Raw genomic sequence first — 21,426 nt, 5'->3', positions numbered from 1 at the left:
CCTCTCTGATCCGGTCGTGATCGCAGAAAAGCTTTCGATCACCACCGACGCTCGCGCTCGCGGCCGCACCGCCGAGGACGCCGCTCACCTCGTCGGATGAGCCGCGCGACGCTCTGCCGCCATCAACAGGTCCACGCGGCACGCGCCACGCAGCAATGTAGCGATCGTCGTGGACGCGCTCAAGTGGCGGCGGAACCTATCCATAGTGCACACGCACGGTGGTGCTCGTGGTGTGAAACAAAAGGCGCTCACGCTCGTCTTCGCGAGCACCGCCGCCGAGAATCGTTCAATTAAGCGTGAGGATCGACACCCCGGACGAGGTTTAGTGAACGGTCATTTATGGCGTGCCAGCTCTAGCCCCTGGCACCCGGTGATGGTGCCGATCTGTAGCAAATCAAGACAACCCACAGGGATGGACTCCGACCGCTGGCCACCTGCGTCGGAGCCCCACCGTAGCTCGGTTGCCCTCATGCCGTCACGAACTTGCGTGAGTCGTCCCCCCACCCCAGGCTTGGCGGATATATTGGCGAATATGGAGCAGACCGTCACTCTCGTTCGCAGCCAAGGAAACAATTACAACTTGTTCGGCAGTTGCTCGTCTGACGAGTTCGCAACGATGCAGGAGCACGTTGCGCAGATGACGCAGCAGGGGTGGCCGCTCATCACCACGGAGATGGCTAATCAAACTAGTACGCCCACTATGCTGTTCTGGCGTCGCGAGTAGCTCGCCTCCCGGTCGGCCCCCTTCGGTGCCATTCGTAACTTCTAACTAGCTCTGGATTTGAAGCAGTTCGGCGATCAATCTCTAACGTGCGTGGTAAATACATAAAACTTATGAGGTCGAGCGCGTCGAAGTCTAAAGTCGAGGTACCAAAAAGTTAAGGTCCCGGTACCGCGGGCTGCAACGAACTGTCCTGCCGGCCATGTACCCGTGATTCCATGGAGCCGAAGCGTCCCGTGATCTTCGCGCCTGCGCAGTACCCTCAGCTAGTCCATTTCCCCTAGACTACCCATGTGACTGCTTCATCTGCGGAAGACTGGACCCACGCCCTGATCGTGGTCGTGCTGCCGCCCGACGAAGTATCACGCGCAGTCATGCGCGCCATCCAGGACGACATCGCCGCGGCTCTCGCTTCCCCTGAATTCGATGAGGTCAGCGTTGATCTCGTGCTCTCCACGCCGGGGGAGCAAACGTCCACGTCGCCCTCCCTCGAAACGGTCCTGTTTAAAGGTCTCTCCGGAACGGAGGCAGCAACGATTTCGCTCGTGTGGTGCGGCTACCTCGACGTCGAGGACGAAGCGTTGGAACGCGATCTTGTTGCCCTGCGCGCTGTGCGTGCAAGGTCCCCTATCGTGCAGGCGCTGCGGCAGGGGATAGCCTCGTCCGGAGTGGAAGTAATAGTGCGGGATATGGTCATAGAGGCACTCGATGCTGTGGACGGCATTGAGGCGATTCCGCGCGCCACGATAGAGGCTGCCATCTCGGGGTTTCCTGTCGATACCGGGCCCTACTTGACTGGTGCAGATGGGCAACTCCCGTCGGGTGCACCAAATGGAGTTGCGTACGCAGCGTCACCTGCTCAGCGTGTCGAGTCCCCGGTCGTCGTTCCTCCGATGGGCATCTTGCGTACTCAGGATGATGGACGTATCCAGGGCGCTGGCGGCGACGGTCGGTCTCCTGCGGTGGAAGATCCTGAATTTTGGCACAGCTATAACGAAACCTTGGGTAATCACGGCGATGCGGAGCAGATAAAGGGGCCCCACGTCGCGGACGCCACAGACATTGCGTCGGCGCTGGCCATATCTGAGCAAGACAAAATAGGGGCGGACTATGCCGCCGATGGCGAGTCTCCCCTTCGTGGTATCCGCGCACGTTTACGATCTGCTCAGCCCGAAGCCCGAAGGTCTGAGCGGCTATCGCCTTTTGAGCGCAGTGCCGTTAGCTCCAGACTGGAGGAGTGGCGCGCACGACGAACGAAGGTGCGTCGAGCTGAGGATCAGATCGGCATTTCTGCGCTTGAGCAACTTCCAGTCACCCCCGGAGTAAAACGACCTTTAATCTATTTTGTGCTGGCGGCATCGAACGATTGGAATAAAGGTGCCGTCCGAACTCGCGATGCCGCCATCACTCTGCTCTCCAATGCCCTAGATCAGCAATGGATTGCTGTAGCTATCAATCTCGGCAGTTCGCTGACGATTGAAGCCGGACCCGCTTCAGCCGAGCGTGTGGCTCGTGACTGGAAACGCGTCGACCGCAGCAACGAGTTTGACCTTGGTACAGCTGCCTCGGACCTTGAGGTGCAACTCAGCCGCGATCTGATTTCGTTGCGGCTGCGCGGGCACGAAATTGATACACCGCACATCGTGATCTTCGCGACTGAGCCTCCCTACGTTGACTCAGCCGCTCACAGCGCATACCTCGCCCTCGCCGCTGAGGTGCAATCGGTGACCTGGATGCTCGTAGGGGACACCGCCGACTGGATGGAGGTTCCCCCCGAGCTGGAAGAGGCGCCCTCACGCGTCCTCTATGCCGAACAGGACGGCGTGGTAACGGTACTCACCGAGGTTTTGATTCCGTCCAGCGAAGGGACGGCTGAGGTTGGAGAGGAGTAGCGACGTGCGACGTGCGATCACGGCTCCAGCTCAATCACCAGCGGGGCGGAGCTGGCGGAGCGCAAATGCACGACTGCTCCCCGATTGGTCATCGGCAGATTCATAATCTCGGCCGGCCCGAGCATTGCTTGCATCTGGTGGGACACCGTTGGCTGCCAGGTGCCGTTCGGCCCTGCTGATTGCGAGACGACAGGGGCAGATACTTGTCCGAGACGGTCTCCGACCATCTTCGCCGTCGCTGGCGACACACCCTTTAGCGTGATAAGGGTGTCGCAACTCGCCAGGGTGGCGGTTGCCTTCTGTTCATCGCCGAAGTGTTGTACGTCCTGTACAGCAAGGCAGATAGAGGAACCCGCGCCTCGCAAGACGTCTAGCATTTCCTGGAGGTTGATACGGTCGCCGTAACGGCCTGCTTCGTCGAGCGTCCAAAGGATTGGCGTGGACAGCGATCCGAATCGCTCCATCGCCCGAAGCTTCAACATGGAAAGAAGCATCGATGAAGATGCCCACGCAAGTTCGCCGTACGATAGACGAGCTCCCACAACAAAGATGCCACCGCTAGTGAGTATCTCGTCAACGGTGATAGCGTCTTGACCTATCCCGGATAGCATTTTCTCGAAGGTTGGGTCCGCTAACCAAGACAGCCGGTTCGTAAGACCGGCTGTAGCCACGGCGTAATCGGAAGCAGGTAGCTTAGCCATATCACGAACGTCATTTGCAAGATTTCCGATGGTGGCGATATATTGCACCAGATACTGCTGGCTTACGGCCATCCGGTACAGTTCTCGCGGGTGCGGCGGAATGCCTGACTGCGACGCTAGGACCCGCAGCAGCCCACGCAGCCACCTGTGATCTCGCTCCTCGAAGAATTTGTTCGCACTTGAAGGGTCAATTGGCCCGAGCAGTGCCTGAGCAACCTGCGCAGCATCTTGGACTGAGCGCACCTCGCCAATGGGGTTCCAGGAGCGGGATCTTTCAGGTGCGCCAATGTCCCAGCGCCGTACGCGAAGTGTCCCTTTGATGTTAAGTGCCTTTTTAGCGTCTCGGATTGTTTCCGACAAATCTCCTTTCACGTCTACGTTGATCGTTGTTAGGCCGCTAACTGTAGCTTGCACGATCCAAGGAGCAATGAGGAATCGAGATTTTCCGGATCCAGGCGGTCCGACAATCGCTGTATGCTTTTCGAAATTCTCCCATTCGAGGTAGATCGGGAATTCGGGTCCTCGCCTCTGTGGGTGGATTACAGTCCCGAGTGGGAAGGTGCCTCGCGTCAGCGCGCGGACCTGTTTGGGAAGTAAGACGTAGCGAAAATCCCAGTATGTGCTTCGTGCGCCGGATGGCGGCGCGTCGCCAGGGCTGAGTACGCCGCTACGACGCGCGTGTCGTCCGGGACTTACTCCGCTCGCGGTAACAGCAGAGGTGAGTGCTCCGTTCAACCGATCCGCAGCCCGTCCGATCGTTCTCGCAGCGTTCCAGGCTCCTGCTCCCCAACCTGCCACGGTCGCTTAACGCCCTCGTTCGCGGGGGCGTTCATCGCGGCTCTCTGGCTCGCGAAGGGCAAGTGATTCTTCGAAGATTATGCGTCGTCGTTCTTCTTCGACGCGTTCGCTATGATTGGCAAAATTTTGCGCCTGCTGCTGGATGCCCGACGGATGGTCGATTTGCCATGAGATGCCGGCGTCCTGAGTTGGGGCCAGGCTGGGCTGCTGCGGAATTGGTACCGGGGAGCCAAGCGTTGTCCAAGTCAACTCCGCGACGACAGCGGCGTCTTTCACAACCCGCCCAACTTTCTTAGATTCTTCTGCGACTTTTGCTCGCGCGTCATCTAAGTTCATCCGTTCGACCTCCATATATACTCGCAAATAAAAAAGTTGATACGTTTGTTCAAAAGTCACGGCGATTGGGACTCTAGGTCGGCAACGCGCTCAGTGAGTTGCTCGATTATCCGCATGTAGGCGAGCGCTTGAGCGTTTGGCAGGCTACCCGCTCCGATAGCGTTGACGAACCGCTGCTGGAGGTCTTCCACAAAATTGCTGGTGGAGGAAGCTGTGTTTGGAATTGGGAAAGAACCGACGAGATTGGCTCCAAGTGCGTGAACGCCTGATGCATGGATTGCGTTAATAAAACTTAGTTCTAGGTTGTCCGTGGACGGCGCGGTTCTGATTAGAGCCGTGATCCCGTCGGTGATGGTCTCTAACGAGGAGGGCCAGGCTGGAAGCGGGATCTCTATGTGTCGGCGAAGAATTTCCGGTGGCCTGAATGCAGGCAACTCGGGAACTCGCGGCGTCGGTAGTGCGCCAGTTTGGGCGTCGAAGGGAGGGAGTTCATAGCAGTCGACCTCACCGATGAGGTGGCTGACACTGGCATACTTCGTCCGGACGTGGAGGACGATTTGGCCGGCGCTTGCTACGCGGATCGCAAAGGTGTTAGTACCCGCCTGTACCTTAGTTAGTTGTCCTTCGGGGGTAGAGATTTCGACCTCGTAAGGAGTGCTTGCTTGGATAACCCATGAGGCAATAACGTCGCTCCCACGCAAAGTCACGATTTTGTTGAGGCTGGCACGCTCGATGATCGGCGGGGCGACCATCGCACGTACGGCGTTTTCTGCGGCCCTGCGTAAGTCGCCGGCGTTGGGGCGGACGGAAGGATCGGCATCTAGCGCGCGTGCGACTAGCGCCGCGAGTTGCGATGTCAGGATCTGGGGGGGTGGTGAGGGCATTGCAACGCGCTGTGTCGCACCCGCGGCGCCCTCGATGTACCGGGCGAACGCAAGGGCGAGCTTGTAAACGTCGGTATCGAAGTCTTGCAACCGCTTCGGGGACGTCGCCGTATCATTCATCTCCGGAGGTTTCCACCGTGGAAAGTGCCCTTGGCGCGACCCGCGAGTAGTGTCGGACACGTGAGCGACCGCATCACAGTCGAGCAGTAGGACACGCGCCGGGGAAAAGGAAAAGACTTCATTGTTTGGATTGAGGTCTCCAAACACCATTCCGTGCCGGTGTAGCAGCTCGATAGCTCCCGCCAGCTTGGACAAAACGTGCAACCGTAGTGCATCGTCGTGGAACTCAGCGCTGTCGTAGCCGACCGAATTCCGGGCTTTCGTTGGTGCAGCAAGATACCCGATGACGCGCTGTTCCTGCTTGGCGGGAAAGTTGCCCTTTGCCGGAATGTTCATGAAGAAAGCCGGCGGGATTAACGGCAGCAGGCACCCGACTTCTTGGCCATGCTCCATAACCATCGTCACCGGCCACGCCGCGATCTCGTCGATCTCCTGCCGGCCCTGTGCCGACAAACCGTCGCGAAACCTTACCGCCTGCCGCATCCCCTCTAGAATTGCTGGAATGTGGACGGGGTCCAACCCTGGTTTTGGGCGCTTTAGCACCATTGGTCGCGCGTCCCCCGGCATTGGCGTGCCGAGCACGCGGTGCACCACCCCGAAACCGCCTTGACCCAACTCGTCGTCGACAGTCAGGCGTGATAATTGAACGTTCAATCCGCGTGGTCCTCGAACGAGGCTGCCTGGTTGGCCTCGTGCTGCTCCGCGGCCGGGGGTTTTGATTCCGATGGCGTATCTGCCGTGGGCCTCTCTCCGACGGGCAATTGGTCGCCACGCTCAGCCCACACACCGACAACCGTCCGGTCATCAACGAAGCTTCTCCTCGCGAACTCGACCTGCGCGCCAAATGTGTAGACGCCCGGCGGCTCCGCCCACCATTCCGCCAGCGAAGCACGTGCCTCAGAAGAGTTGCGGATCGCATTGCCTACGCCGTCGGTCATGACGAAGATGGCTCCGCTTGCTACGGGAGCGACCGCGCTCAGCACTTCCAGATTAGTCGCCGGCAACGCAGAAATAGGCGCTGCAAAGCCGTCCGCGTCATCATCCTGAGGAGTCGTCTCCGCCCATATGCCGCCCGAGAGCGTCCAGACCGGCGTGTCTCCTACCCAAGCAACCCTTGCATTTCCTAGGCCGCCACTTTCGATCGGAATCTCTGCAAGTGTCAGCGTGGTCGCGCCGACACGGTAGCCATCTTCGTTGCGCGGCACTGACTCCAGCAGGTATTCGTTCACCTCGCGGACGACGTCCTTAAGGTCAATCTGCCCTCGCGACCAGGCTTCGACCGCCACTCTGACGGCTGACGTGCTGGCTTCGCGCGACCGCTTCTTTGATCCCACTCCATCAGCCACTGCCACGAGTAGAACTCCACGCGCTTCATCCCAAGAGCACAGAAATGCATCCTGACGCTCAGTGCCCCGCTGGCGGTGCGAGAGGCCACGGATCGACGCAGCACGTACCGCGAACCCGCGCAAGTCGTGCTCTGCGAGCTCGATCTCAGGGCCGGCTGACGCCCCAAGTGGAGTACCGACATGCACCTCAGCAGCGAGACGGCCAGGCTCGCCGATTATGAAAGGAACGTGCCTCAGTCGCCCCACGCCGACTCAGTCATCCTCGATCAGCTCGTCGACCGACCCGTGATCGATGTTCGCGGTCGGCGTCGGCTGCGCAGCCTGGAGATCCCGTTGCCCCTGAGCGTTTGTGCTCGTTGCCTGGACGATCGTCTGGTTGATCAGGCTTTTAACCTGGTCGATGACGGCCTTCGGATCGTTGTCCTTCAGGAGAAACCATTGTCCGAGCTTCTCTCCAAAGTCCGGGTAAGCAATGTCCTTCAGAACATCCGCAGGCGCTTCGCGAAAGCCGTAAGCGACGACGTACGGCCACCCCTTCGTGGAATCCTTGCCTTGCGTGCTCAGAAACACGTTGCGGAACTCGCCGCGGTCGCCCGGCTCACCATCGGTCAGGAAGAACACGCAGGGACGATGGATCTTTCCCTTCTGAGAAAAAATCGTCTTTTTGTCTGCGCGAACTGCTTGATCGAACGCACGCCATGCTGCGCTGAAGTTTGTACCGCCGAGACTTGTAAGCTCTGGAACGGCTCCGATGCTTGAGAGCCGCGAGAGCGGGATCGTGACTCGCGCTGAGTCCCCAAAACTGATGACCCCCAACATCGCAGTGTCGTCCGTCTCCGGATCCGACCGGAGCATTGCGATGAGTTGCTCGACTGCCTGTCGGAGCGTCCCCAAATCGGGGTCCATCGACCAGGACTGGTCGAGAATCAGGTAGAAGGGCATGACCTCCTGCCCCTCCGCGATCTCGATCCCTCCGCCGTGGAGCCCTGCCTCTGCGTAGTCGCTCACTTCGTCCTCCAGCAATGTTTGGGCTAGCACGTAGGCGTACGTTATCTGCCGCGCCCTCATCGGCGCAACGTATACCGGTACTCGATCGGACGGACGACGAGGAACACCCGCCGCTGAGGATTCGCGCCACCACGACCTCGATGCGGACGCGCCGAGTGAAGATAATGGTTCTCCTGCAACACTGTCACCATATTTGTGACACCCGAACGGGGAGCTGCCTGCCCCTCCAACTAGCAGGTCTCCGCTGAGCCGACGCGGCTGTTGAGGTCCGACGCGCCGGCCAACTACGCTCAACGAACCTGCTATATCTGCAAATGAAGAGAAATGGTTCGACAGCGTGCCAGCACCCGTCCCTCCAGCCGGCTCATCTGCCGGTCACCCCGCGCCTGCGATGCTCAACAGAAAAGGGGGTTCTTTTGCGCGACGCTTTGCAGTTTTAGGTGGAGCGGACCCGCTGATACTCGATCAAGTGCCATCCGCATCTGAACGGTACGTTCAGATGTTCTTCGTGCTTGTCGGAACCGCTTCGCTCTCAGCCCTTTCGATGCTCTTTGCTTTAGTCTCGGGTGTACGCATTCCACTTTGGATCGGAATACTGCTCGCGCTATTCTGGGGTCTATTAATATTCAATCTTGATCGGTTTCTAACTTCGACAATGAAGTCAACTCGAAGCATTCCACGCCTCCTGGGGTTGGCCTTACCTCGTGTGGCAATGGCAGTCCTAATTGGAATTGTGGTGGCGGAGCCGCTTGTGCTCCAGGCCTTCAAATCGGATATCGCTCAAGAAATGACATCTACTAACCTGGTTCGCGCGCAGGCGGACCAAGCGTCCCTTGACACTGGCCCGGAAAAGCTTGCTTTGGATGACGCGCGTCAGCGGTTGACCGATCTTGAGACCCAGGCAGCAACCGGTGCGGTGCCTAACGCCCCTGCAGGAAGCGCGACGGTCTTGGAGGCTCAAGGCGCTGTCGACCGCTTAAAAGCTCAGGTCGCTGAGCAGGAAAGCAGGGTCAGTGAAGCGCGGGAACTATACCAATGTGAAAGGCAAGGACCCGAACGAGCTGGCGACGCTCCTGGGTGCAGTGGCGTTGCCGGCGAAGGACCCAGCACGGACGCAGCGCGTGCGAGTCTAGCCTCAGCGGAATCCATTGAAGCCGATCTGAATCGGCAGTTAAAGGAGGCCAATGACAAATTAGCTGCCGCCGAAAGCGCGAGCCAAGAAAGCACATCTAGCTCTGAGGTTTTGCGGCGTGAAGAGGCGGAGGCGCAACTTCCAAGTGCTCGAGAGGCGTATCAAGCTGCGCTGGCGACATACAATTCGCGCGCTGCCGACACCTCAACCAGCAACGCGGACGCGGAAGGCCTACTAAACCAGATCCACGCACTGAGCACTCTATCGGAGAGGGACCCTGCTCTCGCGTGGGCTCACCGGCTGATAGCAGGGTTGTTTTTCATGATTGAGTTGTTGCCGGTTTTGGTGAAAGTCCTGACTAGTTATGGAGATCGTAGTCTCTACGAAGAAGTGGAAGATCTGAACAAACGAAGTTCGATTGACGCTGCGAAGGTAGAACGAAACCACGACAGATGGAGGACGGAACAAAGATCGAAGATGCGCCGGCGGGTGGAGCAGGACATGTTTGACCGCGAGCAAGCACTTGGCGAGAAGTCGAATCAACATATAGCAAATGAGATGACTGAAATTCTCGACGTTGCTCTTGCTGATTGGAGCAAAAGTGTCTCCACATCACTAAAGTCATCAAGGCCGCCTGCAAGCCCCTGATTGCACGCATCATCACTGGAGGAACTGATGATTGACCGGTCGTCAACTGCTTCAAGCGATAGGTTGATGTGTCCAAACAGGCATATTGTAAGGCGACGTAGTTCTTATTTCAAGGAGGTAATGATAATCTGGCGGATCGCGAGAACGATCGAAGATAGATCGTAACTAGGATGCACCTCGATCAGGCGCTTGCCGGTCTCCTTGCACGAAAAAACATCTGGCAGTGTTTCGTGTGCTTCGCGCCTCGTACGCTCGCTACCCTTTAGAGAACTCGTCCGGCCGTGAGCGCTGGATGGCGTTATATTCCAAGCGATGTTGCGGCCGGCGACGACCATGCCCAACGATTTAGGCGTAAGTCAAGTGGGGCGCACCTCTGTTCTGTTCGTTCGTTTGGTAACTGCCGGCGTAGCTCGTGCGGCAGTGCTGACGTCGCGGCGCTGCTGGTGTCGTTCAACTCTGGCTGGAAGTTGTGCCCGGCCATCCGGGGCAGCCCTCTCTGCCTGGGAGGCAACGCGTAGATCGCGGACGAAGACTGCGACGACCCCTGCGGCGACAAGAACGGTTGGTGCGGTCGTCACTACAGCAAGCACGCGGTTGCCGCCTGCGATCCCGTGCCCGCCAGTGGACAACGGACCGTTTCCGAGCCGTGCGCGGGCTGCGCAGTCGGCAACGACTCCTGCCAGATCTGCGATGGGTGTGCCTGTACCTGCGATCCCGCGCTTCTTGACGGCCGACAAAACAGCGTCACGAGCCACACTGCAAATCCTGGAAGTGCCGGAGAAGATTGGCGCTAGGTGCGGAGCGAGGTAGCTGCTGATTGGCTTACGGGTCGGTTGGGCTGGAATCTCCACCTGGTCATCTCCTCGGTCCGACTCAGTGGTGGTGTCGACAGCGCTGGAAGTCGTCGCCGAGCGCTGAGCGCTCAGTAGCAACAATGTAGGTACGCCCCGCTTCTGGTGCCCCGGGTCGTCAAACTGTGACGGTTGCGTGAACCTGTACCGCTTGGCTAGTGCCGCCGTCTTCGTGCGACTCGTCCCTGCCTTGCTTCGAACGCGCCGTGGCGACCAAGCGGCGTCTGCGTGTGGAGGACGCCGCCCTCTCTGAGCAGCCGCAACGAATTGACTAGCCCCCCTGGACTTGACTGACCATGGGGGGTAGTCTATCCTCATGGTCAAGGAAGTGAAGCAGCGCGATGTCGAAAAGTTCCTTGAAGGGTCCGGGTGGCAGCTGCTTCGAGAGCGCGGCCCGCACAACGTGTGGGGCTCTCCTGACGGCTTGCATGTACTTGCGATCCCACGGCACGGCAAGGTGTCGCCAGGTGTGGTTCGCCAGGTCATCAAGGCTCAGCCGGGAAGCCCGGAGAGCTGGCGGTAGGCCCGCCGGCTCGATCGCAGCAGTGAACACCGCGGAGACGTACTCCGCATCGACGCAGGGAAGGACCCCACCATGACGACGACGGAACAGACACGGACCAGCCAGCGCAGCTTCGAGGCCATTGTGACCCGCGAGGGACGCTGGTGGATGATCGCGGTGCCTGCTTTGGACGCTGTTACACAGGCGCGTTCCATCAAAGAAGTTCAGTTCATGGCAACTGAACTGGTCGCTGCGCTTTTAAACGTCGAACCAGATCAGGTGAGTGTGAACCTCACCTACGAGTTGCCTGCCACCGTTGCCTCGACTTGGCGTGAAGCGGAAGCACTGCGCGCGCAAGCGGAAGATGCTGAGGAGCGGGCGGCAGCGCTCCGCCGTGATGCCGTGCGCGCATTGCTGGCTGAGACGCACATGAGCCAGACCGAAGCAGGAGTCGTGCTCGGATTGTCTAAGCAACGCGTTCAACAGCTCGCATCCTGAGCCGTCCGCTTCAGCTCGGGACCCAGGGTGGGCACTAGCTCTCTCCTAGGTGTTGGTCGCTGCGCTCGGGCACCATGCCGCTGCGTTCACCCCGCTTGAGCGCAGTGGGTTGTTCGTTGCCCATGCTCCCGTGGCGTCCTACGAGCGTGCCGACCCGCGCAAGTTGGCTCTGCTGACCGCTCCTCCCCTGACTCTCTGCACGCGCTTGCTGGGGTCCCTCACATCGCGCGGAGTTGTCTCTTTCTGCACCCTGACGGGTGCACTCCCCTACACGCACTGCACCGCGACACATCGACACGTCAGCAAAAAATCGAGAGGCACGGACCGTGACTGACAGATACCCCCTCCCGGAGAACTTCCGTCACCAGGACGTCGCAGTCATCGACCTGTGGGACCAATCCCTGGAACTCCTGAACGCACAAGCCGATGTGCAGATCGCAGCTGCCAACGGCGACATCGCCGCCACAAACGACGCTGGGCGCACCCTCATCCGGATCGCGACCGCATTCGCATGGCCCACCGCCGTGACAGCTGACTGGAAGCGGATGACCGGTATCTACGCCGGGCACTGGGCGTTGTGGCGCATCCTCGATGCTGACGGGAACGTTTTGCGCGAGTGGGAGGACGAACCAGGCGACATGACCGACGAATCCAAGCGAGAACTCGTCGCCCTCGACCTCATCAGCAACCGCTCGGAAACGCAGGCGTTCGGGGACGCGTTCGAGCACGATCCCGCCAGCGTGGCACGCGGGTACGGCTCACTCGCCATCTGACCTCGCCCACCGCCACCCTGCTGGATAGCGTGGTGATGGTGATCCCCCACATCTCCCGCAGCGGCTACATGACCGATTTGCTCGTGCATCTGGTGGGTCCTGGCTGCTACGACGAACAATCTCACCCGCGACGGATCGCCGGCTCCCCCGACATCACGGCCCTGTACACGGACGAGGAACTCGATGTCGAGAACGCCCGTCGGATCGCGCGGACGTTGGACGATCACAGCCGCTTCTTTGACGTCGCGGTGACGATGCCGGTCATGGAGTGGGACGAGGACCTGCGCCGCAAGGTCAAAGTGGGAACCAAGCCCGCGCATGTGTGGCACTGCACCCTGTCTCTGCACCCCAACGAGGGCGAACTGACCGACGACAAGTGGGCGTACGTCACTGCGGACTTCGTGAAGCAGATGGGTCTCGACGACGGAGCAACACTCCCCTACGACTTTGAAGCGCCCGACTTGTACTGGGACACGACCGGTCCCGGGTCCTGCCGCTGGGTCGCGATCCGCCACGGACTGTCCCGCAATGGAAACGACCACGTCCACATCGTCGTCAACCTGGTGCGCATGGACGCCACCAAGGTGAGCACCTGGCGAGACAACTGGCGATCCCAGCAGGCCGCGCGACGCATCGAATTCGCACACGGACTGCGCGTGTTTGAATCGCGCAAGTCGAAGGCCGCGAGGGCTTCAACCGAGGAGGTTCTAGCGGTGAACCCTCATCCTCGGCTTGAAAGTGGCGACACGCGGTAGCGTCCGTCACTTAACCCTATGTCTACGTGAACATGGCCGCATGGCAGCGCGTCGACTCCCCCGTGGTTCACGGAAGGACCCTGTAGCCCTTGGCTACGAGGTTGAGCGTCCGATCAAGGAGCGCCTGAACGCGATCGCACGAAACGCGAACGTGTCTAGCGCTGTAGTGCTTACGCGCATGATCGAGCGCGTTGAGCTGACGGAGCAGGGCGTTCCCACCTGGTGGGAGCCACTCCCCCGCGACAACGAGCTGCCGATCACTCCTGAGGAGGCTTCTCCCAGCACCGCCACTTAACGCATAAGGCCCGCCGCTTTCGCGACGGGCCTTCAAGCTCACGCTTCCCACCCTCTGCTTACCAGGGCTAACGGGTGTGAAGCAGTTGTTTTGAAGAACCGGATACCAACCGGGCCTTCGGCGTACCCACCGGACACCACCCGGAAGGAACAGCCTCATCGTAACTCATGCACGTCTCCTAGACCATCTGCGCCCGGAAGGTGTGTCGGACCGCTCAAGATCCTTCCGCAACTGGGCGTTACCCGCCCCTGAGGGCGCCTACGGACCCATCCCCGTGTGAAGTCGCAGGTCCCGCGCTCGAGCACCGCGACTTCCGCGGACTCGAGCCGGCACCACCGGCCCGCCCCCGCGAGCGGCCGGCGCCTCCCCCCTGAGGCGCCGACCGCTCAGCCTCGCGCCACCGACCAGGGGGTCCGCAGCGCCCGCTCGGCGAGGAACCGCCGCTCCCCCGTGATCGACACCTCCGCCGTCACCGCCGCGTCCGCCGCCGAGGCGCCGGCCGTCAGCCGCAGCGGCCCCGGGTCCACGGCGAGCCGGCCGTCCTCCCCCGTCACGGCGAGCCGGGCCGCGTCGACGTGGAAGTGCACCGTCAGCGTCTCGCCCGCCGCGATCGGCACGCGCGCGAAGCCGATGAGCTGCGCGACCGGCCGCACCACCGCCGAGGTCGGGTAGCCCGCGTAGAGCTGCACCACCTCGACCGTGTCGGCGCCGTCGTTCCGGAGCGATACCGCCACGTCGAGCGATCCGCCGACCGGCAGCTCCGCCGCCGTCGCCAGCTCCGTATACGTCAGCGCGCCGCGGGTCAGCCCGTAGCCGAACGGGTAGAGCGGAGTCGCGTCCAGCGCCGTGATCCCGGGGTTCGAGAGCCCGAGCGACGGCTGCAGGTACGTGGTCGACGCGGACGGGAGCCGTGGGATCTGCACGGGCAGCCGCCCGGTCGGAGCCACGCGGCCCGAGAGCACGCCGGCGACCGCAGCCGCCCCGTCCGCTCCCGGGAAGAACGCCTGCACGAGTCCGCGCGCCGCTCCGAACGCCCCGAGCGCGTAGGGCCGGCCCGAGAGGACGACCACCACGGTGGGCACGCCGGTCTCGAGCACGGCCGTCACCAGCGGCTCCTGCGCTCCGGGGAGGCGGAGGTCGGCCGCGTCGCAGCCCTCGCCCGAGGTGCCGTCGCCGAAGAGCCCGGCGATGTCGCCGACCACGACGACCGCCGCATCGGAGCCGCGGACGAGGTCCACCGCCTCCTGCACGCCGTCGGTCGACGCGGAGGTGATCGAGCCGCCCTCCGCGAAGCGCACGCGCGACGCTCCGAACTCCTCCTGCAGCGCCGTCAGCACCGTCGGGATCGACAGCCCGAGGTCGTGGCCGGGGTGCTTGGAGAGCACGTGGTTGGGGAACGCGTAGCAGCCGACCAGGCTGCGGAACTGGTCCGCGGCCGGTCCCACGACGGCGAGCGAGCCGGAGGACAGCAGCTGCGCGACGTCCTCGTCGCGCAGCAGCACGACCGACTCCTCCGCGATCCGCGACGAGATCGCGCGGTTGCGGGCGCTGTCGAGGTCGACGTCCTCGGCTCCCTCGGGCACCAGCGGGCCGCCGTCGAGCAGGCCCGCCTCGAACTTGTGGCGGAGGTGCCTGGCCACGGAGCGGTCGAGGTCGGCCTCGTCGACGACGCCCTCGCGGATCAGGCGCGGCAGCTCGCCGTACGCCGCCGTCTGCGGCAGCTCGACGTCGACCCCGGCGTGCAGCGCCAGGCGCCCCGCGTCGGCCGCGTCGACCGCGACGTGGTGCATGGCCTGGAGGAACGGCACCGCCCAGTAGTCGGCGACGACCGTGCCCTCGAAGCCCCAGCGGTCGCGGAGCAGCGTCGTCAGCAGGTGCCTGCTGGCGCTGCTGGGCACGCCGTCGATGTCGGTGTACGAGGTCATCACGCTGCGGGCGCCGCCGTGCCGCAGGGCGGCCTCGAACGGAGGCAGCACCGTGTCGGCGAGCTCGCGCGGCCCCATGCTCACGGGTCCGTGGTTGCGGGCGCCGCGGGAGGCGGCGTACCCGGCGAAGTGCTTCAGCGTCGCGACGACGCCGGTCCCCTCCAGCCCCGCGACGTAGGCGGCGCCGAGCTGCGAGACCAGGTACGGGTCCTCGCCGAGGGTCTCCTCGACGCGGCCCCAGCGGTAGTCCTTCACGACGTCGACGACCGGGGCGAGGCCCTGGTGGATGCCGAGGGCGCGCATGTCCGAGCCGATCGCCTCCGCCATCTCGCCCACGAGCTCCTCATGGAAGGTCGCCGCCCAGGCGAGCGGAGTGGGGAACGCGGTCGCGCCGTACGCGGCCAGCCCGGTGAGGCACTCCTCGTGCGCGATGGCCGGGATGCCGAGGCGGCTGCCGGCGACCACGCGCTCCTGCAGCTCGCGGAGCCGGCGGACGCCCTCGGGGACGGTGACCGGCTCGGTGCCGAACACGCGGGTCAGCTGGCCGAGGCCGCCGGTGAAGAGGTCGTCGCCCGCGGCGGGCCCGTCGTCGAGCTTCGGGGCGAAGTCGTCGGCGGAGTCGGTGAGCCAGACGGAGCCGAGCTGCGCCGCCTTCTCCTCGAGGGTGAGTTCCTGGGTCAGGAGGCGGGCGCGCTCGGCCGGAGGCAGAGCGCGGTCCCGCCAGTCCCGCCCGGGAGGACGCGCGGCGTCCGTCCCGGGCAGTGCTGGGGAAGCGTCGTGCATCAGCCCTTGAACGCCCCGTCCATGATCCCGGACACCATCCGGCGGCCGACGAAGAAGAACGCGATCAGCAGCGGGAGGGTGGCCATGAACGATCCGCCCATCGCCAGGGCGACGTCGATCGAGCGGTTGGCCTGCAGCTGCTTCAGCGCGATCTGCACCGTGAACAGCTCCGGCGACTTGAGGACGATGAACGGCCACATGAAGTCGTTCCAGACGGCGGTGAACGTGATCAGCCCGAGGACGAACGCCGCGGGGCGGACCACCGGGAAGGCGATGCGCCAGAACAGCTGCCACGAGTTGGCGCCGTCGATGCGGGCCGCCTGGATCAGCTCGTCGCTGACCGTCGTGGACATGTGCTGCCGCATCCAGAAGATGCCGAAGGCGCTGGCCAGGCCCGGCACGATGATCGCCTGGAGGGTGTCGACCCAGTCGAGCGCCGAGACGATCAGGTACTGCGGGATGATGCTCAGCTGCGCCGGCACCGTCATGGTCAGCAGCACGATGAGGAACAGCACGTTGCGGCCCGGGAACTGCAGCTTCGCGAAGGCGAAGCCGGCCATCGCGCAGAGGATCGCCGAGATGACGGCGATGCTCAGCGACACGATGAGGCTGTTCAGCATCGAGGCGATGAACGGGACGGTGTCGAACACCTTCTCGGCGATCGCCATGAAGTTCGTGCCCGGGTACAGGCGCGGCGGGATCGACGTGACGGCGGTCGCTCCGACCGACGCGACGACGAACATGTAGTAGAGCGGGAAGATCGAGACGAGCACCGCGATCACGAGGAAGACGTAGGTCGGCCAGCCGACTCCGCCGCCCTTCCCGCGCCGCTTCGGCAGCTGTGCCTTCTGGACCGTGGGGGCCAGCGTCTGCGGGACGGCCTGGTCGATCACATCCGACATCAGACGGCCTCCTTCCGGGTGCGGGTGGAGAGGTAGAAGTTGAGGAGGGAGACGAGGACCACGATCACGAACAGCACGACGCCGATGGCGGATCCGTAGCCGAACTTGAACTGGCCGAAGCCCTGCTCGTAGAGGAAGAGCGCCAGCGTCTGGCACTGCCGGCCGGCGCCGCAGGTGAGGCCCGATTCGGGAGCCACCAGGAGCGCCTCCGTGAAGATCTGCAGACCGCCGATGGTCGACATGATCACGGTGAAGACGATGATCGGGCGCAGCGCCGGGATCGTCAGGTGGCGGAACTGCTGCCAGCTGGACGCGCCGTCGACGGAGGCCGCCTCGAACATCTCGCGGGGCAGCGACTGCAGGCCCGCCAGGTAGAGAAGCGTGTTGTAGCCGAACCAGCGCCAGAAGACCATCGTCGAGATGACGATCCAGGAGCCGTAGTTCGTGGCGAGGAAGTTGATCGACGGCAGTCCGAAGATGCCGAGGAACCAGTTGATCAGGCCGAAGTTCTTGTCGAAGATCTGCGCGAACACGATCGCGGTCGCCGCGACGGAGGTGATGTACGGCACCAGCAGCGCCATGCGGAAGAAGTTCGCCCAGCGGAGGCGGGCGTGGTTCAGCAGGTGCGCGAGGAAGAGGGCGAACAGCAGCTGGGGCACCGTCGAGATGATGAAGATGCCGAAGGTGTTGACCAGCGCGTTCCAGAACCGGGAGTCGGCGAAGAGCTGCTGGAAGTTCGCGATGCCGACGAAGGTCTGCTCGCCGATCGGGTTCCAGTCGAAGAGCGAGACGTAGAACGTGAACAGGAGCGGGAAGAGCCCGAAGACGATGAAGATGATGAAGAAGGGCGCGACGTACGCGTAGGGGGCGATCCGCTCCGAGAGGGAGTTGCGGATCCGCGCGGCCTTCTGGACCGGCGCGCTGGGCTGCTTGCGCTGCTTGCGGGGTGGTGCTGCTGTCACCGTTGACACGGGAGTACCTCCGTCGAGAAAGGGGGGAGGGGCCCGGCGCGCGAGGCGCCGGGCCGCTCGGGTGGGTGGGGCGATCAGCCGCCGATGGCCTGCTTGGCCGTGTCGAGTGCGGTCGACCACGCCTTGTCGGAGGTCACGTTGCCGGCCTCCAGCTCGACGAGGGTGTTGAGGAGCGCCCCGTTGATCGGGGTGGTGTCCGGTCCGTTGTAGAAGGACGGGAACTGCTCGACGGAGGTCGCCATGACCTCGCCGATCTTCGAGTCGCCGAAGAACGGGTCGGTGTACGACTGGACTTCTTCGCTGGCGACCGCCTCGGTGGCGGCGGGCAGCGTGCCCGAGGCCTTGAAGTGGTCGGTCTGGCCCTCGGCCGACATCATCGTCTTGATGTACTGCCAGGCGGCCTCGGGGTGCTCGGCGCGGGCGGGGATGGCGATGACGCTGCCGCCCCAGTTGCCGCCGATGCCGGGGACGCTGGTGACGCGCCAGTTGCCGGCGGTGTCGGGGGCGTCGGTCTTGATGCCGGCGAGGATCCACGAGGGGGCGATCGTCACGGCGAAGGCGCCGTTCGCGCGGCCCGGGGCCCAGCCCGAGGACCAGGCGGCGATGCCGGCGCTGATGCCGGCGTCCTTGGTGTCCACGGCGACCTGGAACGCGTCCTTCACCTGCGGGTTGGTGTCGTAGACCAGCTCGCCGTCGGGCGAGTAGTACTTCTCCGAGACCTGATTGACGGTCGAGAAGAAGACGCTGGTCTCGATGTTGTCGACGAACGGCTTGCCGGTCGCCTCGGTGTACTTCTTGCCGGTCTCGATGAAGGACGGCCAGTCCTTCCAGAGCTCGGCGACCTGGTCGGGCTCGGTCGGCAGGCCGGCCTGCTCGAAGAGGTCGGCGCGGTAGGCGAAGCCCAGTCCGCCGACGTCGGTCGGGACGCCCACGACGGAGCCGTCGTCGGCGGTCGCGGCGGAGGCGGCCCACGGGAGGTAGGTGGAGGCGACGTCGTCGCCGCCGAGGGTGCGCAGGTCGAGGAAGTTCGAGCTGTTGGCGACGAACTGGGGCAGGTCGTCGTTCTGGATCATGACCAGGTCGGGCACCTTGCCGCCGGCGAGGGCCGCGGTGAGGGCGGTGGCGGTCTCGGTCGTGCTGCCGACCTCGGAGAGCTTGATCTTCGCGTCGGGCATCTTCGCGAGGTACTCGTCGACGCTGTCCTTGGCGTTGATGCCGGTGAAGGACCAGAAGGTGGCTTCGGCGTTCGGGTCGTCCGAGGCGCCTCCTCCCCCTCCGGACGAGCACCCGGTCAGGGTGAGCGCGACTACTGCTGCTGCTGCGGCTACGGCCGTCAGGCTTCTTTTCACGACAATTCCTCTTCGTTGGGGATTCGCAGGGTTTCGGTGAGGGCGGGCCTCAGAGAACGATCTCTTGGCGGCCAACCTAACCCGCCCGCGAGCACGATGCAAGCGAGAACCGGTCTCCGCGAGATAACGATCTCCGCCTAGTATCAAAGGGAAGTTTCGCAAATCGAGCAGTTCCGGACGGCCGCCCGCCGCCCCGTGCGAGTCTTCACTCCGACGCTCTCCCCACCGTGCTCCGCGGGGAGGCGCGGAAGCCGGAACCTCCCCTCGCAGAAGGAAGCAGCATGACTCGACCCACGCTGGTGGACGTCGCCCAGGCCGCGGGCGTCTCGCGCGCCACCGCCGCCCGTGTGCTCGCAGGCGGCACCAATGTCGACGTCCGGATGACCGCCGCGGTCGAGCGCGCCGCGAAGTCCCTCGGCTACGAGGCGAACAGCGCCGCCCGGATGCTCCGCGGCGGGCGGGCCGGGGCCATCGCCCTGATCGTCGCCTTCAACGAGCTCGACAGCCTCACCGGGACGTTCTTCACCTCGGTGCTGAAGGGCGCCGCGAAGGGCCTCTACGCCGGCGAGGTGCAGCCCGTGCTGCTGCCCGCCGACCACGACGACAGCGACCGCATCCCCCGCTTCCTCCGCTCGCGGGCCGTCGACGGCGCGATCGTGATCCTCCAGCACGAGATCACCCACCTCGCCCAGGCGCTGGCCGACTCCCCCGTGCCGATCGCCTGGGTCGGCCGCCCTCGCGTCGCCCTGCCCGAGGACGCGATCGTCATCGACTCCGACAACTATGGAGGCGGCCGCCTCGCCGCCCGCGCGCTCGCCGACTCCGGCCGCCGGCGCCTGGGCATCATCGCCGGCCCGCACGACATGGAGCCCGCCCGCGACCGCATCCGCGGCTGGCGCGACGAGCTGACCGAGCTCGGCCTCGACTCCAGCCCGATCGTGCACGGCGAGTTCACCCTCGAGAGCGGTTCCGCCGCGATGGCCCGCCTCCTGCAGCGCCACCCCGACCTCGACGGCGTCTTCGCCTCCTCCGATCTGATGGCCAACGGCGCGATCCGCGTCCTGCAGGCGTCCGGCCGCCGCGTCCCCGCCGACGTCTCCGTCATCGGCTTCGACGACGTCGTCATCGCGACCACCTCGGATCCGACCCTCACGACCATCCGGCAGCCCCTCGAGGACATGGGCCGCGTCGCCGCCGAGACCGTCGTCGCCGTCGTGCAGGGCCGCCCGGTCGACCGGCAGCCGATCCTCGCGACGACCCTCGTGCAGCGCGAGTCCGCATGACCCCGCCTCCCCCGCACCGCCTGATCGTCAGCACCGACGCGGCGAACGAGGCCGACGACCAGTTCGCGATCATCCAGGCGCTGCTGACCGAGACCCTCGACGTCCGCGGTCTGGTCGCGGCGCACTTCGGCCGGCCGGGGAGCATGCCGGAGTCGCGCGCCGAGATCGACCGCATCGTGGAGTTGGCGGGAGCGACGGTGACCGTCGTCGACGGCGCCGAGTCGGCCCTGCCCGCCGAGGCGTCGGACGGCGCCCGCCTGATCGTGGCCGAGGCGCTGCGCGACGAGGGCCGCCTGTGGATCGCCGTGCTCGGGCCGCTGACCGACGTCGCCGCCGCCCTGCTGCTCGAGCCGTCGATCGCCTCCCGCGACATCGTGGTCGTCTGGGTCGGCGGCCCGCCCTACGACGAGATCCCCGCCTACAGCCCCGAGTTCAATCTGATCAACGACGTCGACGCCGCGAATCTGGTGCTCGAGTCGGGCATCGCCCTCTGGCAGATCCCGATGCCCGTGTACTCCGGAGTCGGAGTCGGACACGCCGAGCTGCGGACCCGGCTGCGCGGCACGAGCCCGCTCGGGGACTACCTGGTGGACCAGCTGATCGCGTTCAACGAGACCATCCCGTACGGGCCGCTCGACTTCCGGTCGCTGGGTGACAGCCCGGCGATCGGCGCCGCGATGAACCCCGCCGGCGGACGCTGGCGGGAGCGCCGCGCACCGCGGTTCTCCGCGGACGGCGAGCTCCTGCCCGACTCCGGGCCGTACACGATCCGGGTCTGCGAGGCGTTCGACACCCGCTGGCTGATCGAGGACCTGTTCGCGAAGCTCGTGGAGTTCGGGGAGCGGTCGGGCGGCGAGCGCTGATGGTCCCTCGTGGCGAGGCATCCGATGCGTGCGCTCGCTGAACAAACGAAGGCCTTCTGCGATGCGAGCGGACACCGCGGGTTGCTCGCA

At 63.9% G+C, this 21,426-nt stretch carries 18 protein-coding genes and 1 pseudogene; 10 read left to right on the top strand and 9 right to left on the bottom strand.

What is annotated here, in order from left to right; all coding sequences use genetic code 11:
* From C5C54_RS18385 to C5C54_RS17725, 3 genes and pseudogenes are all read left to right on the top strand, one after another.
* A pseudogene (locus C5C54_RS18385) lies at positions 1-129 on the top strand (recombinase family protein); the annotation flags it as partial.
* A gap of 403 nt (positions 130-532) precedes the next feature.
* On the top strand, positions 533-724 hold the full coding sequence (locus C5C54_RS14745) for a hypothetical protein (RefSeq protein ID WP_104288660.1): 192 nt from the start codon (positions 533-535) through the stop codon (positions 722-724).
* A gap of 290 nt (positions 725-1,014) precedes the next feature.
* Positions 1,015-2,613, top strand: coding sequence for a hypothetical protein (locus tag C5C54_RS17725; protein ID WP_146078870.1), 1,599 nt, complete (start codon positions 1,015-1,017; stop codon positions 2,611-2,613).
* Positions 2,614-2,630: 17 nt separating this feature from the next.
* On the opposite strand, the gene C5C54_RS14735 is transcribed toward C5C54_RS17725, so the two are convergent.
* The 5 genes from C5C54_RS14735 to C5C54_RS14725 all read right to left on the bottom strand — a co-directional run bounded on the left by C5C54_RS14735 (position 2,631) and on the right by C5C54_RS14725 (position 7,806).
* Positions 2,631-4,112 (bottom strand): type IV secretory system conjugative DNA transfer family protein, encoded by a 1,482-nt coding sequence (locus C5C54_RS14735; RefSeq protein WP_104288658.1) that lies wholly within the window; start codon positions 4,110-4,112, stop codon positions 2,631-2,633.
* Positions 4,113-4,118: 6 nt separating this feature from the next.
* On the bottom strand, positions 4,119-4,508 hold the full coding sequence (locus tag C5C54_RS17720; RefSeq protein WP_146078869.1) for a hypothetical protein: 390 nt from the start codon (positions 4,506-4,508) through the stop codon (positions 4,119-4,121).
* Positions 4,505-6,046 carry a hypothetical protein gene (locus C5C54_RS17715; protein ID WP_146078868.1) on the bottom strand — a complete coding sequence of 514 codons (1,542 nt, stop codon included), beginning with the start codon at positions 6,044-6,046 and terminating at the stop codon, positions 4,505-4,507. The genes C5C54_RS17720 and C5C54_RS17715 overlap by 4 nt, the downstream gene beginning before the upstream one ends.
* Positions 6,047-6,102: 56 nt before the next feature.
* Entirely contained in the window at positions 6,103-6,984 is an 882-nt protein-coding gene (locus C5C54_RS14730) for a protein phosphatase 2C domain-containing protein (protein WP_181127906.1), read from the bottom strand.
* 66 nt (positions 6,985-7,050) lie between these two features.
* Entirely contained in the window at positions 7,051-7,806 is a 756-nt protein-coding gene (locus C5C54_RS14725; RefSeq protein WP_181127905.1) for a VWA domain-containing protein, read from the bottom strand.
* Between the two features lie 337 nt (positions 7,807-8,143).
* Here C5C54_RS14725 and C5C54_RS14720 point away from each other — a divergent pair, with 337 nt between their 5' ends.
* From C5C54_RS14720 to C5C54_RS14700, 5 genes are all read left to right on the top strand, one after another.
* Complete coding sequence (locus C5C54_RS14720) at positions 8,144-9,586, top strand: DUF4407 domain-containing protein (protein WP_146078867.1); 1,443 nt, start codon at positions 8,144-8,146, stop codon at positions 9,584-9,586.
* 1,167 nt (positions 9,587-10,753) lie between these two features.
* Positions 10,754-10,960: a type II toxin-antitoxin system HicA family toxin gene (locus C5C54_RS14715; protein ID WP_104288654.1), complete on the top strand. Its 207-nt coding sequence runs from the start codon at positions 10,754-10,756 to the stop codon at positions 10,958-10,960.
* 72 nt (positions 10,961-11,032) lie between these two features.
* A complete protein-coding gene (locus tag C5C54_RS14710) occupies positions 11,033-11,437 on the top strand; it encodes an antitoxin HicB (protein WP_104288653.1) in 405 nt (134 codons plus the stop codon).
* Positions 11,438-11,763: 326 nt separating this feature from the next.
* Positions 11,764-12,210, top strand: coding sequence for a hypothetical protein (locus C5C54_RS14705; RefSeq protein WP_104288652.1), 447 nt, complete (start codon positions 11,764-11,766; stop codon positions 12,208-12,210).
* A gap of 38 nt (positions 12,211-12,248) precedes the next feature.
* Positions 12,249-12,965, top strand: a complete 717-nt coding sequence (locus C5C54_RS14700) for a relaxase/mobilization nuclease domain-containing protein (RefSeq protein ID WP_181127904.1) — start codon at positions 12,249-12,251, stop codon at positions 12,963-12,965.
* A gap of 681 nt (positions 12,966-13,646) precedes the next feature.
* Here the strand turns inward: C5C54_RS14700 and C5C54_RS14690 are convergent.
* From C5C54_RS14690 to C5C54_RS14675, 4 genes are all read right to left on the bottom strand, one after another.
* The gene (locus C5C54_RS14690; RefSeq protein WP_104288649.1) at positions 13,647-15,968 is read right to left on the bottom strand and encodes a glycoside hydrolase family 3 N-terminal domain-containing protein; all 2,322 of its coding nucleotides are present in this window, start codon (positions 15,966-15,968) and stop codon (positions 13,647-13,649) included.
* On the bottom strand, positions 15,968-16,870 hold the full coding sequence (locus tag C5C54_RS14685; RefSeq protein ID WP_104224678.1) for a carbohydrate ABC transporter permease: 903 nt from the start codon (positions 16,868-16,870) through the stop codon (positions 15,968-15,970). Before C5C54_RS14685 ends, C5C54_RS14690 begins: the two co-directional genes overlap by 1 nt.
* The gene (locus C5C54_RS14680) at positions 16,870-17,832 is read right to left on the bottom strand and encodes a carbohydrate ABC transporter permease (protein ID WP_104224677.1); all 963 of its coding nucleotides are present in this window, start codon (positions 17,830-17,832) and stop codon (positions 16,870-16,872) included. Before C5C54_RS14680 ends, C5C54_RS14685 begins: the two co-directional genes overlap by 1 nt.
* Positions 17,833-17,915: 83 nt before the next feature.
* Entirely contained in the window at positions 17,916-19,190 is a 1,275-nt protein-coding gene (locus tag C5C54_RS14675; protein ID WP_104226495.1) for an extracellular solute-binding protein, read from the bottom strand.
* Between the two features lie 281 nt (positions 19,191-19,471).
* On the opposite strand from C5C54_RS14675, the gene C5C54_RS14670 reads away from it, so the two are divergent.
* Positions 19,472-20,473, top strand: a complete 1,002-nt coding sequence (locus C5C54_RS14670) for a LacI family DNA-binding transcriptional regulator (RefSeq protein ID WP_104261720.1) — start codon at positions 19,472-19,474, stop codon at positions 20,471-20,473.
* The gene (locus C5C54_RS14665; protein WP_104288648.1) at positions 20,470-21,336 is read left to right on the top strand and encodes a nucleoside hydrolase; all 867 of its coding nucleotides are present in this window, start codon (positions 20,470-20,472) and stop codon (positions 21,334-21,336) included. The genes C5C54_RS14670 and C5C54_RS14665 overlap by 4 nt, the downstream gene beginning before the upstream one ends.
* Positions 21,337-21,426 lie beyond the last annotated feature (90 nt).

Origin of the sequence: Rathayibacter sp. AY1F2 (assembly GCF_002930885.1) — a bacterium.
Taxonomy (GTDB): Bacteria; Actinomycetota; Actinomycetes; order Actinomycetales; family Microbacteriaceae; genus Rathayibacter.
Note: the sequence above shows the minus strand (reverse complement) of the source record. Positions and strands in the feature narration are given on the sequence as shown.

Coding starts and splice junctions, on each gene's coding strand:
- C5C54_RS14745 (WP_104288660.1), top strand. CDS start 533: ATGGAGCAGACCGTCACTCTCGTTCGCAGCCAAGGAAACAATTACAAC.
- C5C54_RS14715 (WP_104288654.1), top strand. CDS start 10,754: ATGGTCAAGGAAGTGAAGCAGCGCGATGTCGAAAAGTTCCTTGAAGGG.
- C5C54_RS14710 (WP_104288653.1), top strand. CDS start 11,033: ATGACGACGACGGAACAGACACGGACCAGCCAGCGCAGCTTCGAGGCC.
- C5C54_RS14690 (WP_104288649.1), bottom strand. CDS start 15,968: ATGCACGACGCTTCCCCAGCACTGCCCGGGACGGACGCCGCGCGTCCT.
- C5C54_RS14685 (WP_104224678.1), bottom strand. CDS start 16,870: ATGTCGGATGTGATCGACCAGGCCGTCCCGCAGACGCTGGCCCCCACG.
- C5C54_RS14670 (WP_104261720.1), top strand. CDS start 19,472: ATGACTCGACCCACGCTGGTGGACGTCGCCCAGGCCGCGGGCGTCTCG.
- C5C54_RS14665 (WP_104288648.1), top strand. CDS start 20,470: ATGACCCCGCCTCCCCCGCACCGCCTGATCGTCAGCACCGACGCGGCG.